We start from the raw sequence: 14733 nt of genomic DNA on the forward strand, positions 1-14733 counted from the left end.
CGACAAAACCGCCCGATCGAAATCCACTCGCGACCATTCGAGCTTCAACATCTCGTTTTGTGCGGAATGGCGCGATTTCCGACCTCTCAGCACTCACCTGCCCACCCAATGAAGGACAGCGGGTAATATCGCATGCTTCCGACGCTTTCCCGCAGGCAAGAAATGGCAACAACACGACGATACGAATCGATACAAGTGCTGCGCGCGCTCGCGGCACTCGGGGTGGTGGCGTTCCACACCGAAGGAAACGTTGGCACGTATGGATGGGCCTCTCGCATCGTTCCGCACATTTCAAGATATGGCGAGCTCGGCGTTGACGTTTTCTTCGTCATCTCGGGTTTCGTCATTGCGCTCGTCAGCTATGGAGAATCCCGGGGTGTGCAGTCGGCACGGCAATTCCTGGCTGCCCGAATCGCACGCATCGTGCCGCTATACTGGACGCTCACCGCCCTGTTCGTCGCCCTTCTCGCCATCGTGCCAACTGCCTTCGGGCACGCCCGTGTCGACCTCTGGCATGTGGTCACGTCATTCCTGTTCCTGCCTTCGATCAACTGGGCCGGAATCATCGCACCGGTCATCAACGTCGGTTGGACGCTCAACTACGAAGCGTGGTTCTACGTGGTGTTCGCAGCCGCGATGTGCGTCACCCGCCGCCCGCTGATCGCGGTTGCGGCGTTTCTCGGCTTCACGTCGCTGCTTCGGCTCGCGCACGGCTCGGGCGTGCCGTTTCTCGTCTATACAAACCCCATCGTGCTCGAGTTTGTCGCGGGCTGCTGCATCGGCACCTGCTATGCGAGAGGAAAGCGAGTGCCGCTGGCCGCCGCGCCGATTGCGCTGCTGGGCGCCATCGCGCTCAGAACGATGTACGCGCCAACGCTGACCGACGACAACCGGTTCATTGTGTTCGGCCTGCCGGCATTCGTCATTGTGGTCGTCGCGCTCGCCCTCGAAGCGCGCATCCGCTGGAACGGTTTTTTCAGCAAACTGGGCGACGCGTCCTATTCGCTCTATCTGACACATGTGTTGTCGGTGCCGGTCACGCTGAAGGTCATTCAGATGATCGACCGGCAGCACCGACTGCCCGGCGACCTTGTCTGCGCGGCAGTGGTGATCAGTTCGATTCTCGTGGCTTTCGTTTGCCACCGGTTGCTGGAACGACCGATGACACGATCGGTCGGACGCTGGTTGTCGCGACGTGCCGATGCGCCGAACACCGCCCCTCGCATAACGGCCTAGCCCGGTCTCAGGTGGCTGGCGGCGCGGATCGAACGTGACCGCCGCCGCAAGACATGACGTCCCCGCAGCGTCATCCCCCCACCCGCTGCGCCGTCGCATCGAACGCCCGCTTCGCCTTGTCGACGATCTCGTCGACCTCCGCCTCGCGAATCACGAGCGGCGGCGACAGCAGCATCCGGTCGCCGGTCGCGCGCATGATCAGGTTGCCGTTGAAGCAGAAGTCGCGGCAGATCGTGCCGACCTCCCCGCCATGCTCGAAGCGCACGCGCCGCGCCGGCTCGCGCGCGAGCTGAACGCCCGCCACGAGCCCCGCTCCCGCAATCTCGCCGACGATCGGATGGTCGCCCAGCGCATCGCGCAGCCGGCGCTGGAAGTACGGCCCGATGTCGTGCTTCACGCGCTCGACGATCCCCTCGTCGCGCAGCAGCTTCAGGTTCGCGACCGCGACGGCCGCCGCCACCGGGTGGCCCGAGTACGTCATCCCGTGATTGAATTCGCCGTGCTCGATCAGCGCCTGCGCGACCCGGTCGTGCAGCGCCACCGCGCCCATCGGCACATAACCGCTCGTCAGCCCTTTCGCGAGCGTCATCAGGTCCGGCTCGAAGCCGAAGTGCTGGTGCGCGAACCATTCGCCGGTGCGCCCGAACCCGCCGATCACTTCGTCGGCCACCAGCAGGATGTCGTACTTGCGGCAGATCCGCTGGATTTCCGGCCAGTACGTCGACGGCGGGAAGATCACGCCGCCCGCGCCCTGGAACGGCTCGCCGATGAACGCCGCGACGTTCTCCGCGCCGAGTTCGAGGATCTTCGCCTCGAGCTGCTGCGCGCGCGCGAGGCCGAACGCTTCCGGCGTCTCGCCGGCCTGCGCCTCGCCGAAGAAATACGGCTGGTCGATGTGCACGATGTGCTCGACCTTCGACGGCATCTGCTCGTGCATGTAGTCCATCCCGCCCAGCGTCGCGCCCGCGATCGTCGAGCCGTGGTAGCCGTTCTTGCGCGAGATCACGAACTTCTTCTGCGGCTGGCCCTGCACGCGCCAGTACTGGTGCACGAGGCGCAGCACGGTGTCGTTGCCTTCCGAGCCGCTGTTGCAATAGAAGAAGTGGTTGAAGCCGGCCGGCGTGACTTCCGCGAGCATCGCGGAGAGTTCGATCACCGGCGGGTGCGTGGTCTTGAAGAAGGTGTTGTAGAACGGCAGTTCCTGGATCTGGCGATACGCGGCGTCGGCGAGTTCCTTGCGGCCGTAGCCGACGTTCACGCACCAGAGGCCGGCCATCCCGTCGATGACCTTGTTGCCGTCCGAGTCCCACAGGTAGACGCCGTCGGCCTTCACGATCACGCGGCTGCCCGCGCGGTTCAGCGCACCCATGTCCGAGAACGGGTGGATGTGGTGCGCGGCGTCGAGCGCGCGGTATTCGGCGGTCGAGCGCGCCTGCGTCGTGCGCGGTGCGGCGGCCGGCGCGGCGGGCTGGATCCAGGCAGATTCGTTGCGATCGGTCACGTGTCCTCCGGAGTGCGGTGGTGCGCGCTCACACATGCAGCAGCAGATGTCTGCGCTCCCACGAGCTGATCACCCGGAAGAACGCTTCGTATTCGGTGTCCTTCAGCGCCAGGTAGGCCTTCACGAACTTGTCGCCGAGAATGCCGGCCAGCGGCGTGCACGCCGCCATCAGCGAGATCCCCTCCTCGAGGTTGCGCGGCAGCTGGTACGGCAGGTCGTAGCCGTCGGACGCGATCGGCTCGGTCGGCGCGAGCTGCTGCGACAAGCCGAGATAGCCGGCGGCGAGCGTCGCCGCGAACGCGAGGTACGGATTGCAGTCGACGCCCGGAATCCGGTTCTCGATGCGGCGCGCCGACGCGCCCGACTGCGGGATGCGGAAGCCGACCGTACGGTTGTCGTAGCCCCACTGCACGTTGATCGGCGCGGCCATGAAACGCGACAGGCGGCGGTACGAGTTGATGTACGGCGCGAAGATCGGCATCAGCGCCGGCGTGTACTTCTGCAATCCGGCGAGATAGCCGCGAAACAGCGGCGTCACGTCGCCTTTCGCATCGGCGAACAGGTTGCGGCCGGTTTGCGGATCCGCGAGGCTCTGGTGGATGTGCATCGCCGAGCCCGGCTCGTCCTGCATCGGCTTCGCCATGAAGGTCGCGTACATGTTGTGACGCAACGCGGCCTCGCGCACCGTGCGCTTGAACAGGAACACCTGGTCGGCCAGCGACAGCGCATCGCCGTGCACGAAGTTGATCTCCATCTGCGCGGCGCCGACTTCATGGATCAGCGTCTCGATATCGAGCCCCTGCATCTCGCAGTATTCGTAGATGTCCTCGAACAGGGAATCGAACTCGTTGACGGCCTCGATCGAATACGACTGCCGGCCGGTTTCCGCGCGCCCGGTGCGGCCGACCGGCGGACGCAGCGGCAGGTCGGGATCGGCGTTCATGTCGACGAGATAGAACTCGAGCTCGGGCGCGACAACCGGCTGCCAGCCTTTCGCCTTGTACAGGTCGAGCACGCGGCGCAACACGTAGCGCGGCGAGATCTCGACCGGCGAGCCGTCGAAGTGCACGCAGTCGTGAATCACTTGCGCGGTCGGGTCGACGGCCCACGGAATCAGGCAGATCGTCGACGGATCGGGCACGCACACCATGTCGGGATCGGTCACGCCGGTCAGCGTGCCGTCCTCCGGATAGTCGCCGGTGACGGTCTGCACCATCACGGCCTGCGGCAGACGCATCGATTCGCCGGATTCGAACTTGTTGCGCGGAATGATCTTGCCGCGCGCGATGCCGGCCATGTCGGGAATGATCGCCTCGACTTCGGTGATGCGGTGCTGTCGCAGGAATTCGCTCAATTCGGGTTGCATGATCGGCCTCTATCAGTCGACGTCGGATGCGGCCGGCGACGGCGTCGCGCCGCCGGCCGCATGAATGCGATGCGTCATGCGCGCGCGGCACGCCGCACCGAATGCCGCGAAGATGTCGCGCGACAGCGGCTGTTCCGCGTAGCGCCATTCGGGATGCCACTGCACGCCGAGCGTGAACGCGCGCGCGCCGCGCACGCTGACGGCCTCGACCAGTCCGTCGGGCGCGCTGGCCTCGACGACGAGCCCGGCGCCGAGCTGCGCGATGCCCTGGTCGTGCAGCGAATTGACCGTCGCTTCATGCGCGCCGCGCGCGATCCGCTGCAGCAGGCCGCCCGGCGCGAACTGCACGACGTGCGCGGGGCCGTACTGCCGTTCGAGCGGATCGGCCGGCCGCTCGCGGTGATCGTCGAAGCCGGTCGTCGCGTGCAGCCGCTGATGCAGCGTGCCGCCGTAGGCAACGTTCAGCTCCTGCATGCCGCGACAGATCGCGAGTACGGGCACGCCCGCTTCGATCGCCGCGCGGATCAGCGGCAGCGCGGTCGCATCGCGCGCGGGATCGTGCAGCGTGTCGGGCGCGCTCGCGGCACCGCCGTAATGATGCGGCTCGACGTTCGAGTAACTGCCGGTCAACAGCAACCCGTCGACCGCCGCGACGATCGCATCGGCCGGCTGGCGCGCGCCGAGCGCGGGCAGCACGAAGGCAAGCGCACCCGCGCCGTCGACGAGCGCGGCCAGGTACTTCTCCCCCGCCGTGTGGTTCGGATGCGCACCGCGCAGGATGCGGTCGGCGGTCACGGCTACGATCGCGCGCGCCCTCATGATCGCGTCTCCCGAAGCATCGGCGCGCGCACGCGCAACGACGCGCCGCATGCGTCGCGCTGCGGTATGCGGTGCGGCCCGGAACGGATGAGGCAAACGGCGCTAGGGCAACAACGATGCGCTGCCGTCGCACTGCACCGCGCTGAACACGTGGGCGGCCACGAGGTTGAAGCGGCGCAGGCCGCAATGGGACATGGCGGTGAGGCGAGGCTCGCTGGACAGGGCGGAATGCGTGCCGCGATCAGCATGCCGGATCGGCCCGGCCTGAGGCGGCGCGCCCGCCGACGGACTTCGCGTCCGGCGTATCGAAAGGCTGGCGGCTTTCACGATCGTACTCGACTGACGGATGAACGCTGAACACGTATCGCATTGCAGTGCACGGTTCAACCCGTGCAGCGACACGCAAGCAAGCCGTCGTTTGTGACGACTTCCTGACATTCAGCTTATATCACCTAAAAATTGCGTCAAATTTTCAGGCGTTCGCGTCGGTATTAACCCTGACAAAAACAATGGCGGCATCGATCCGCAGAATCGATGCCGCCTCGTGCAATGCGCCGCCCGTCGCGTTCAGCGATGCGCGAGCGCGGTTTCGACGAGCGTCTGCAATAGCGGCACAATCCGCGCCGCACGCGCTTCGTCGTACGCGTAAGGACGCGTCTCTTCCATGTAGGTGATCTGCGAGAGCTCGAGCTGCACGGCCTCGACGCCGGTCTCGGGCACGCCATAGTGACGCGTGATGTAGCCGCCCTTGAAGCGCCCGTTCGCGACGGCCGTATAGCCGCCATGTTCGAGCACGCGCGCGGCGAGCGCCTCCGCCAGGCCCGGCGCGGCGCTTGCGCCGCTCGACGTGCCGAAGTTGAAGTCCGGCAGGCGGCCGTCGAAGAAGCGCGGCACGTGCGAGCGGATCGAATGCGCTTCCCACACGAGCACGCGGCCGTGCTCGCGCTTCAGGCGCGCGACCTCGCGTTGCAGCGCGTCGTGATACGGCCGCCAGTAGCGATCGCGGCGACGCATGATCTCGTCGTTGCCGGGCAGCGCGTTCGCCGGATACAGCGGCGCCTTGTCGAACGTATCGACCGGCACGAGCCCTGTCGTGTCCTGCCCCGGGTACAGGTTCTCGTTGTCGGGCGGACGGTTCAGGTCGACGACGTAGCGCGCATGCGACGGGACGAGGATCGATGCGCCGAGGCCGGCCGCGAAGCCGTACAGCCGTTCGAGATGCCAGTCGCAATCGTCGACGAAACGCGCGTCGGCCGTCATCGTCGCGGCGATGTCGTCGGGGATGTGCGTGCCTGCGTGCGGAATCGAGATCAGCAGCGGCAACGTGCCCTGCTTCAGCGTGAATACAGCCGGTTGTTCAGTCATGTCGCATCACCGTTGAAGGTCTGCCGGCGCACGCAGGCGGCGTGCGCCGGTTGCGCGCGTCAGCGCAGCAGTTGCGCCAGTGCGGCGCGGTAGTCGGCATACGCGACGGCTTCGTCGCGATGGCGGCGGCCGCTCACGACGCGCTCGCCGCCCGTGTAGACGTCGAGCACCGGCGTCTCGCCGTGCTCCGCGAACACGATACCCGACAACCACGACGTGCTGTCGTGTTCGGCAATCGCCGGATGATCGGGATCGAGCACGAGCCAGTCGGCACGGCACCCTTCGCGCAGCGCACCGACACGCCGCCCGCTGGCCTGCGCGCCGCCCGCGAGCGACGCGTCGAACAGGCGGTCGGCGACATGCGCCTGCGTGTCGCTCGCCAGCACGTTGCGCGCGCGGTGCACGAGCCGTTGCCCGTATTCGAGCAGGCGCAGCTCGGCACGCCAGTCGACCGACGCATGGCTGTCCGAGCCGACGCCGATCACGCCGCCTTGCGCGAGATAGTCGACGGCCGGGAACACGCCGTCGCCGAGGTTCGCCTCGGTCGTCAGGCACAGGCCGGCGACCGCGCGACGCTGCGCGAGCGCGGCCGTTTCGGCCGCATCGACGTGCGTCGCGTGCACGAGACACCAGCGTGCGCCGACGTCGAAGCGATCGAGCAGCCATTGCACGGGGCGCGCGCCGTAGGCACGCACGCAGTCGTCGACTTCGGCCGTCTGCTCGGCAATATGGATATGCACGGGCGCGTCGTCGGGCAACCCGTCGAGCAGCACGCGCAACCCGTTCTCGGACACCGCCCGCAGCGAGTGCGGTGCGACGCCGTAGCGCAGCCCGCCATGCTCCGGCGCCGCGCGACGCATCGCGTCGAGCAGCTCGAGCAGGCCGTCGGGCGTATTGATGAAGCGGCGCTGGTCGTCGCGCGGCGGCTTGTTGCCGAAACCGGCGAACTGGTACGACACGGGCAGCATCGTGATGCCGATGCCGGCCGAGCGCGCGGCGTCGACCACGCGCGTGCCGAGTTCCGCGATCTGCGGATAACGCGAGCCGTCCTGCGCGTGATGCACGTAGTGGAATTCGCACACCGACGTGTAGCCGCACTTGAGCATCTCGACATACAGCCAGCGCGCGATCGCGGCGAGCGCGTCGGGCGTGATCTTCAGCGCGAAGCGGTACATCAGGTCGCGCCAGCTCCAGAAGCTGTCGGCCGGATTCGCGCGGTATTCGGTGAGCCCCGCCATCGCGCGCTGGAACGCGTGCGAATGCAGGTTCGGCATGCCGGGCAGCACCGGCCCGGACGCACGCGCGACGCCTGCCGGGGCGTCGGTGTCGGGCGTCACGCCGGTCAGCGTGCCGGCCGCGTCCCAGCGCAGCAGCACGTTACGGCGCCAGCCGTCGGGCAGGTACGCATGGTCTGCGAACAACAGGGTGTCGGTCATAAGGCTATCTATCCATTCATCCGGCGAAACACGGTCGTGCCGCCGCGTACGACCTGCTCGCACAGCGGCCGGCCGATCCAGTACGCGAGCTCCGCCAGCGAGCCGACCGACCACGCGGCGAAGTCGGCCTGGCGGCCGACCTCGAGCGCGCCGTGGCGATCCGCGCGGCCGAGCGCCGCGGCCGCGTGGCGCGTCACGCCCTGCAGCACTTCGGGCACCGTCATGCGGAACAGCGTGCAGCCCATGTTCAGCGTCAGCAGCAGCGATTCGAGCGGCGACGTGCCGGGGTTGTGATCGGTCGCGAGCGCGATCGGCACGCCGTGCCTGCGCAGCAGCTCGATCGGCGGCAGTTGCGTCTCGCGGATGAAGTAGTACGCGCCGGGCAGCAGCACGGCGACCGTGCCGGCCGCCTTCATCGCCTCGATGCCGGCTTCGTCGAGAAATTCGAGGTGATCGGCGGACAGTGCGCGATAGCGTGCGGCGAGTGCCGTGCCGCCCGCGTTCGACAGTTGCTCCGCATGCAGCTTCACGGGCAGCCCGCGCCGCGTCGCGGCTTCGAACACGCGCTCGGTCTGGGCGAGCGAAAAGCCGATGCGTTCGCAGAACACGTCGACCGCGTCGACGAGCCCCTCGTCGGCCAGCGCCGGCAGCATCCGGTCGCACACTTCGTCGATGTATGCGTCCGCGCGGCCCGCATATTCCGGCGGCAGCGCATGCGCGCCGAGGAAGGTCGTATAGACCGTGACCGGGAAGCGCTCGCCGAGCTGGCGCGCGACGCGCAGCATCTTGCGTTCGCTCGCGAGGTCGAGCCCGTAGCCCGACTTGATCTCGATCGCGGTCACGCCTTCGGCCAGCAGCGGCTGCAGCCGCGCGGCGGCCTGCACGAACAGCGTCGTCTCGTCGGCCGCGCGCGTCGCGCGCACCGTCGACACGATCCCGCCGCCCTGCCGCGCGATCTCCTCGTAGCTGACGCCCGCGAGGCGCTGCGCGAATTCGTCGGCACGCGTGCCGCCGTACACGAGGTGCGTATGGCAGTCGACGAGGCCCGGCGTCACCCACGCGCCGTGCAGATCCTCGCGCCGCCAGTGGGCATAACCGTGCGGCAGCGCGGACATCGCGCCGAGCCAGGCGATCGTGCCGGTTTCGTCGACGGCGATCGCCGCGTCGTCGATCGTCTCGTCGGGATGGCCGTGCGGACACAGCCTCAGGTGATGCCAGACAGTCGGTTTCATGCAATCAGTTCGTATCGGTAGCGTCGAGCGACACGGCGAGCAACGCGCCGCTACCGCTCACGACGACGTCAAACGCACGCCGCGGCCCGTCGAGCCGCAACGTGTCCATTTCTTCCAGTGTGTAAGTTGCGCCGTCGAGCGCGACCTGCACCGTCCCGTTCGCGCAGAACAGCAGCACGGTGTCCGCGCGCGCGATGCGATGCGTGCCGGCGCGCCACGCGGCGACCGACCCGTGCGCCGTCGCGCGGCGCGTCATCAGGTTGAAGTCGCGCGTCGCGCCGTCGTGCAGCGTCGCGTCGATCGCCGCCTCGCCCGCGAAATCCGCGCGGGCCAGCGGTGCGTCGAGCACGTGGCGTGCGCCGCCTTCCTCGGCGAGCGTCATGCCCGCGCCGGACAGCAGCACGAGCGTGCGGTCGATGCCGTCGAAACGCGAGAACGGGCCGGCCGTGCCGACGTCCGCGACGCTCACGCGCCACGCGAACGCGTCGAGCGCGGCGCCCGGCGGCGCCCCGAAGGAAGTCCCCTTGGGGAAATGCGCGGCGATCTCGCGCGTCACGCCGCCGCCGTTCTTCCATGGCGACGCGACGAGATCCGCTGCGCGGATCATCGCGGCGGCCGGCGCCACGTTCGCCGGCGCCTGGTGGAGCGCCGTCATGCTCAGCGGCCGAGCATCGGCAGCTTCAGGCCGGCTTCGCGGGCCGTCTGCTGCGCGAGTTCGTAGCCGGCATCCGCATGGCGCATCACGCCCGTCGCCGGGTCGTTCAGCAGCACGCGGCCGAGACGCTCGTGCGCTTCGGCGGTACCGTCGGCGACGATCACGACGCCCGAGTGCTGCGAGAAACCCATGCCGACACCGCCGCCATGGTGCAGCGACACCCACGATGCGCCGCCCGCGGTGTTCAGCAGCGCGTTCAGCAGCGGCCAGTCGCTCACGGCGTCCGAACCGTCCTTCATCGATTCCGTCTCGCGGTTCGGGCTCGCGACCGAACCGGTGTCGAGGTGGTCGCGGCCGATCACGATCGGGGCCTTCAGTTCGCCGTTCTTCACCATTTCGTTGAACGCCTGGCCGAGGCGATAGCGATCCTTCACGCCGACCCAGCAGATCCGCGCCGGCAGGCCCTGGAACGCGATGCGCTCACGCGCCATGTCGAGCCAGTTGTGCAGGTGCGGATCGTCGGGGATCAGCTCCTTCACCTTCTGGTCGGTCTTGTAGATGTCTTCCGGATCGCCCGACAGCGCGACCCAGCGGAACGGGCCCTTGCCTTCGCAGAACAGCGGGCGGATATAGGCCGGCACGAAGCCCGGGAAGTCGAATGCGTTCTCGACGCCCATTTCCAGCGCCATCTGGCGGATGTTGTTGCCGTAGTCGAGCGTCGCCGCGCCGCGCTCCTGCAGCGTCAGCATCGCGCGCACCTGGACGGCCATCGACTGCTTCGCGACCTTCACGATGCTCTGCGGATCGACCTTCTGCGCTTCGCGCCATTGCGCGACGGTCCAGCCTTGCGGCAGGTAGCCGTTGATCGGGTCGTGCGCGCTCGTCTGGTCGGTCACGCAGTCCGGCGTGATGCCGCGCGTGACGAGCTCCGCGAACACGTCGGCCGCGTTGCCGAGCAGGCCGACCGACACCGGCTTGCCGGTGCGCTTCGCTTCGTCGATCATGCCGAGCGCCTCGTCGAGCGTCGTCGCCTTCTTGTCGACGTAGCGCGTCTTCAGGCGGAAATCGATGCGCGTCTCGTCGCATTCGACCGCGATCATCGAGAAGCCGGCCATCGTCGCGGCCAGCGGCTGCGCGCCGCCCATGCCGCCGAGGCCGCCCGTCAGGATCCAGCGGCCCGACGGGTCGCCGTTGAAGTGCTGGTTCGCGACCGAGAAGAACGTTTCATAGGTGCCCTGAACGATGCCCTGGCTGCCGATGTAGATCCAGCTGCCGGCCGTCATCTGGCCGTACATCATCAGGCCCTTGCGGTCGAGCTCGTGGAAGTGGTCCCAGTTCGCCCAGTGCGGCACGAGGTTCGAATTGGCCAGCAGCACGCGCGGCGCATCCTTGTGCGTGCGGAACACACCGACCGGCTTGCCCGACTGGATCAGCAGCGTCTCGTTCTCCTCGAGATCCTTCAGCGACGCGAGGATCTGGTCGTAGCATTCCCAGTTGCGCGCCGCGCGGCCGATGCCGCCGTACACGACGAGCGCATGCGGGTGCTCGGCGACTTCCGGGTCGAGGTTGTTCTGGATCATCCGGTAGGCCGCTTCGGCCAGCCAGGTCTTGCAGACTTTCTCGCTGCCGCGCGGCGCGCGGATCGTGCGCGTCGGGTCGAGACGGGGATCGATGTGTATCGGATGGTTCATGACGACTGCTCCCGAGGGAAATAATATCAAATAGTAGGAATCAGAAATGCCCGGTGAAGCGATAACGGCTGCCGGGATGCCACAGATTCGCCACCGAGGCGACGACGCCCTGCGACCAGGTGCGCCGATGTAAAACCAGACACGGCTCGACGTCGTCCATCCGCAGCTGCTCGCGCCGCTCCGGCGCCGGGGCCGCCGCTTCGATCCGGTACTCGACGCGCTGCAGCGGAGCCGCGCGCATCAGGTACAGGTTCGGCGTCGTGTTCGTGAAATCCTGCTCGGCGTAATCCGGCGCGACCGCCGGATTCACCCACCGCTCTTCGAGCTGCACCGGCTCGTCGTTCTCGAAATGCAGCACCTGCGAATGAAACAGCGTCGTGCGCACGGCCACCTGCATCTCGTCGGCGAGCACCTCGTCGGCGCGGATCGTGTCGAGGCCGAGCACGCTCGCGCGATACGCATGCCCGCGCGCGCCGACCTCCTCCGAGATGCTGCGGATCGCCACCAGCGTCGACTCGTACTTCGGCCGCGCGACGTAGGTGCCCGCGCCCTTCATGCGCGTGAGCACCTGCTCGGCCGTCAGCTCGCGCAGCGCGCGGTTGACGGTCATGCGCGCCACCTTGAACTCGCGCGCCAGCTCGTTCTCGGACGGCACCTGGTCGCCCTCTTCCCACTCGCCTGCGTGGATGCGGGCCAGGATGAAATCCTTGATCTCCTGGTAGACCGGCGCGCTCATGGGCTTACTGTTCCGACGCGAACGAGAACGGCGCGACCTTCGCGAACGCACGCTCGCCGACCAGCTTCGCGATCACCGCGATGTCCGGTGCGAAGTAGTGGTCGAGCTCGTAGTGCGCGACCTTGGCGCGGATCGTTTCCATCACCGGCGCGAGCTTCGGGCTCGTGTGGTACGGCGCGCGCAGGTCGACGCCTTGCGCGGCGGCCAGCAGTTCGATCGCGAGGATGTGCTTCGTGTTGTCCGCGATGTCGGCGAGCTTGCGCGCGGCGAACGTCGCCATCGACACGTGGTCTTCCTGGTTCGCCGAGGTCGGCAGCGAGTCGACCGACGCCGGGTGCGCGAGCGTCTTGTTTTCCGATGCGAGGGCGGCTGCCGTCACGTGGGCGATCATGAAGCCCGAGTTCACGCCGCCGTCCTTCACCAGGAACGGGGGCAGGCCCGACAGCGTCGCGTCGATCAGCAGCGCGATGCGGCGTTCGGCCAGCGCGCCGATTTCCGAGGCGGCCAGCGCGAGGTTGTCGGCCGCGAACGCGACGGGCTCGGCGTGGAAGTTGCCGCCCGACAGCACTTCGCCGGTGTCCGGGAAGATCAGCGGGTTGTCCGACACGGCGTTCGCTTCGACGAGCAGCACGTCGGCCGCGTGGCGCATCTGGTCCAGGCACGCGCCCATCACCTGCGGCTGGCAGCGCAGGCTGTACGGATCCTGCACCTTGTCGCAGTCGCGGTGCGACTGGTTGATCGGCGAGCCTTCGAGCAGGTCGCGATACGACGCGGCCGCGTCGATCTGGCCTTGATGGCCGCGCAGTTCATGAATGCGTGCGTCGAACGGCTTCACCGAACCGGCTGCCGCGTCGACCGACAGCGCGCCCGCGACGAGCGCGGTGCGGTACAGGTCTTCGATCGCGAACATGTTGTCGAGCGCCAGCGCGGTGGATGCCTGCGTGCCGTTCAGCAGCGCGAGGCCTTCCTTCGCCTGCAGCGTCAGCGGCGCGAGGCCCGCGACGCGCAGGCCGTCGAGCGCGCTCGCGCGCTCGCCGCGGATGAACACTTCGCCGACGCCCAGCAGCACGGCCGACATGTGCGCGAGCGGCGCGAGGTCGCCCGATGCGCCGACCGAGCCCTTCACCGGGATCAGCGGCAGCACGTCCGCGTTGAACAGCTTGATCAGCGCGTCCATCACTTCGCGGCGGATGCCCGAGTGGCCGCGGCCGAGGCTCGACAGCTTCAGCGCCATCAGCAGGCGCACCGACGAACGTGCCATCGGCTCGCCGACACCGACCGCGTGCGACAGCACGAGGTTCTTCTGCAGCAGTTCGAGCTGGTCGTGCGGGATGTGCGTGCTCGCCAGGCGGCCGAAGCCCGTGTTGATGCCGTACGCCGGCTCGCCCTTCGCGGCGATGTCGGCGACGGCCTTCGCGCCGGCGTCGATCTTCGCGAAGCTGGCCGGATCGAGCGCCAGCTGCACGGATTCGCGTGCGATCTTGCGCAGTTGCGGGAGGGTCAGGTGGCCGGGGGTCAACGTAATCATGTGAGCAATCCTGTCTAGACAAGTTCGGAGTGGTTTGAAGTGTAGCCACCTGAACTTGTCTAGACAACCCGTTTTTCACCGATTTCGACTTGGGAGTTTCCCTGATGCCCGGAATGGTCCGCAGGCCGGCGCACGCTGGGTCGGTATTTATCACATGTTGCGATTATTTTTGTCTTGGCAACATACGATTCATATCATCCGCCGCGGAGAGACCGCCATGAACACCCCGTCCCGTTCGTCTCCTTTGTCCGCTTTGTCCGTTATCACCGCCCTGCTCGCCCGCTGCACGTTCGCCGCCGCCTGCGCCGCGGCCTGCGCGCCGCTCGCCGCGGAGCCGCTCTCCGGCACGCTCGAGAAGATCCGGCAAAGCAACCTGATCTCGATCGGCCACCGCGAAACGTCGGTGCCGTTCTCCTACGTCGACGCGAACGGCAAGGTCATCGGCTTCTCGCAGGACCTGTGCGACCGCGTGATCGCCGCCGTGAAGGCGCGCATCGGCAAGCCCGACCTGCAGGTGCGCTTCATCCCCGTCACGTCGCAGAACCGCATCCCGCTCGTGCAGAACGGCACCGTCGATCTCGAATGCGGTGTCACCACGAACCTCGCCGCGCGTCACGCGCAGGTCGCGTTCTCGACCACCTTCTTCGTCGCGACGACGCGCCTGCTCACGCGCACGAGCTCGGGCATCCGCGACTTCCCCGACCTCGCCGGCAAGACGGTCGTGACGAACCAGGGCACGACGTCCGAGCGCCTGCTGCGCAGGATGAACGAGGAAAAGAAGATGAACATGCAGATCATCAGCGCGAAGGACTACGGCGAAGGACGCCTCACGCTCGAATCGGGCCGCGCGGCCGCGTACATGATGGACGACGTGCTGCTCGCGGGCGTGCGCCAGCTCGCCGCGAAGCCGGCCGACTGGCAGATCGTCGGCACGCCGCAGTCGTCGGAGGCCTACGGATTCATGCTGCGCAAGGACGATCCGCAGTTCAAGGCGCTCGTCGACGGCGTGCTCGTGCAGTCGATGAAGCGCGGCGAGATCGATGCGCTGTACGACAAGTGGTTCATGAAGCCGGTGCCGCCGAAGGGGCTCGCGTTCGACTTCCCGATGAGCGACGTGATCAGGGCGCGCTACGCGGCACCGAACGACGCACCGCTCGAATGAGCGGCG

At 67.6% G+C, this 14733-nt stretch carries 12 protein-coding genes; 2 read left to right on the forward strand and 10 right to left on the reverse strand.

Annotation, left to right across the window (positions count from 1 at the left end):
* Positions 1-132 precede the first annotated feature (132 nt).
* Positions 133-1236: an acyltransferase family protein gene (locus WT26_RS15045; RefSeq protein ID WP_230461574.1), complete on the forward strand. Its 1104-nt coding sequence runs from the start codon at positions 133-135 to the stop codon at positions 1234-1236.
* Between the two features lie 70 nt (positions 1237-1306).
* Here WT26_RS15045 and WT26_RS15050 read toward each other — a convergent pair whose 3' ends face one another.
* From WT26_RS15050 to hutH, 10 genes are all read right to left on the reverse strand, one after another.
* Positions 1307-2737, reverse strand: a complete 1431-nt coding sequence (locus tag WT26_RS15050) for an aspartate aminotransferase family protein (protein WP_069273185.1) — start codon at positions 2735-2737, stop codon at positions 1307-1309.
* A 28-nt stretch (positions 2738-2765) separates the two neighbouring features.
* Positions 2766-4103 carry a glutamine synthetase family protein gene (locus WT26_RS15055; RefSeq protein WP_069273186.1) on the reverse strand — a complete coding sequence of 446 codons (1338 nt, stop codon included), beginning with the start codon at positions 4101-4103 and terminating at the stop codon, positions 2766-2768.
* 12 nt (positions 4104-4115) lie between these two features.
* Complete coding sequence (locus WT26_RS15060; RefSeq protein ID WP_069273775.1) at positions 4116-4922, reverse strand: gamma-glutamyl-gamma-aminobutyrate hydrolase family protein; 807 nt, start codon at positions 4920-4922, stop codon at positions 4116-4118.
* A 567-nt stretch (positions 4923-5489) separates the two neighbouring features.
* On the reverse strand, positions 5490-6287 hold the full coding sequence (gene hutG, locus WT26_RS15070; protein ID WP_059528483.1) for an N-formylglutamate deformylase: 798 nt from the start codon (positions 6285-6287) through the stop codon (positions 5490-5492).
* Between the two features lie 59 nt (positions 6288-6346).
* Positions 6347-7723 (reverse strand): formimidoylglutamate deiminase, encoded by a 1377-nt coding sequence (locus WT26_RS15075; RefSeq protein WP_059904749.1) that lies wholly within the window; start codon positions 7721-7723, stop codon positions 6347-6349.
* 8 nt (positions 7724-7731) lie between these two features.
* A complete protein-coding gene (hutI, locus tag WT26_RS15080; RefSeq protein ID WP_059528477.1) occupies positions 7732-8955 on the reverse strand; it encodes an imidazolonepropionase in 1224 nt (407 codons plus the stop codon).
* A gap of 4 nt (positions 8956-8959) precedes the next feature.
* A complete protein-coding gene (locus WT26_RS15085) occupies positions 8960-9610 on the reverse strand; it encodes a HutD family protein (RefSeq protein ID WP_069273188.1) in 651 nt (216 codons plus the stop codon).
* A 2-nt stretch (positions 9611-9612) separates the two neighbouring features.
* Positions 9613-11301 carry a urocanate hydratase gene (gene hutU / locus WT26_RS15090; RefSeq protein WP_069273189.1) on the reverse strand — a complete coding sequence of 563 codons (1689 nt, stop codon included), beginning with the start codon at positions 11299-11301 and terminating at the stop codon, positions 9613-9615.
* Between the two features lie 40 nt (positions 11302-11341).
* Positions 11342-12037 carry a histidine utilization repressor gene (gene hutC, locus WT26_RS15095; RefSeq protein WP_059665965.1) on the reverse strand — a complete coding sequence of 232 codons (696 nt, stop codon included), beginning with the start codon at positions 12035-12037 and terminating at the stop codon, positions 11342-11344.
* Positions 12038-12041: 4 nt separating this feature from the next.
* The gene (hutH, locus tag WT26_RS15100; protein ID WP_059528466.1) at positions 12042-13565 is read right to left on the reverse strand and encodes a histidine ammonia-lyase; all 1524 of its coding nucleotides are present in this window, start codon (positions 13563-13565) and stop codon (positions 12042-12044) included.
* 217 nt (positions 13566-13782) lie between these two features.
* Here hutH and WT26_RS15105 point away from each other — a divergent pair, with 217 nt between their 5' ends.
* Positions 13783-14727, forward strand: coding sequence for a glutamate/aspartate ABC transporter substrate-binding protein (locus tag WT26_RS15105; RefSeq protein WP_069273190.1), 945 nt, complete (start codon positions 13783-13785; stop codon positions 14725-14727).
* Positions 14728-14733: the final 6 nt, after the last annotated feature.

This window comes from Burkholderia cepacia (genome assembly GCF_001718835.1).
Lineage (GTDB): Bacteria > Pseudomonadota > Gammaproteobacteria > Burkholderiales > Burkholderiaceae > Burkholderia > Burkholderia cepacia_F.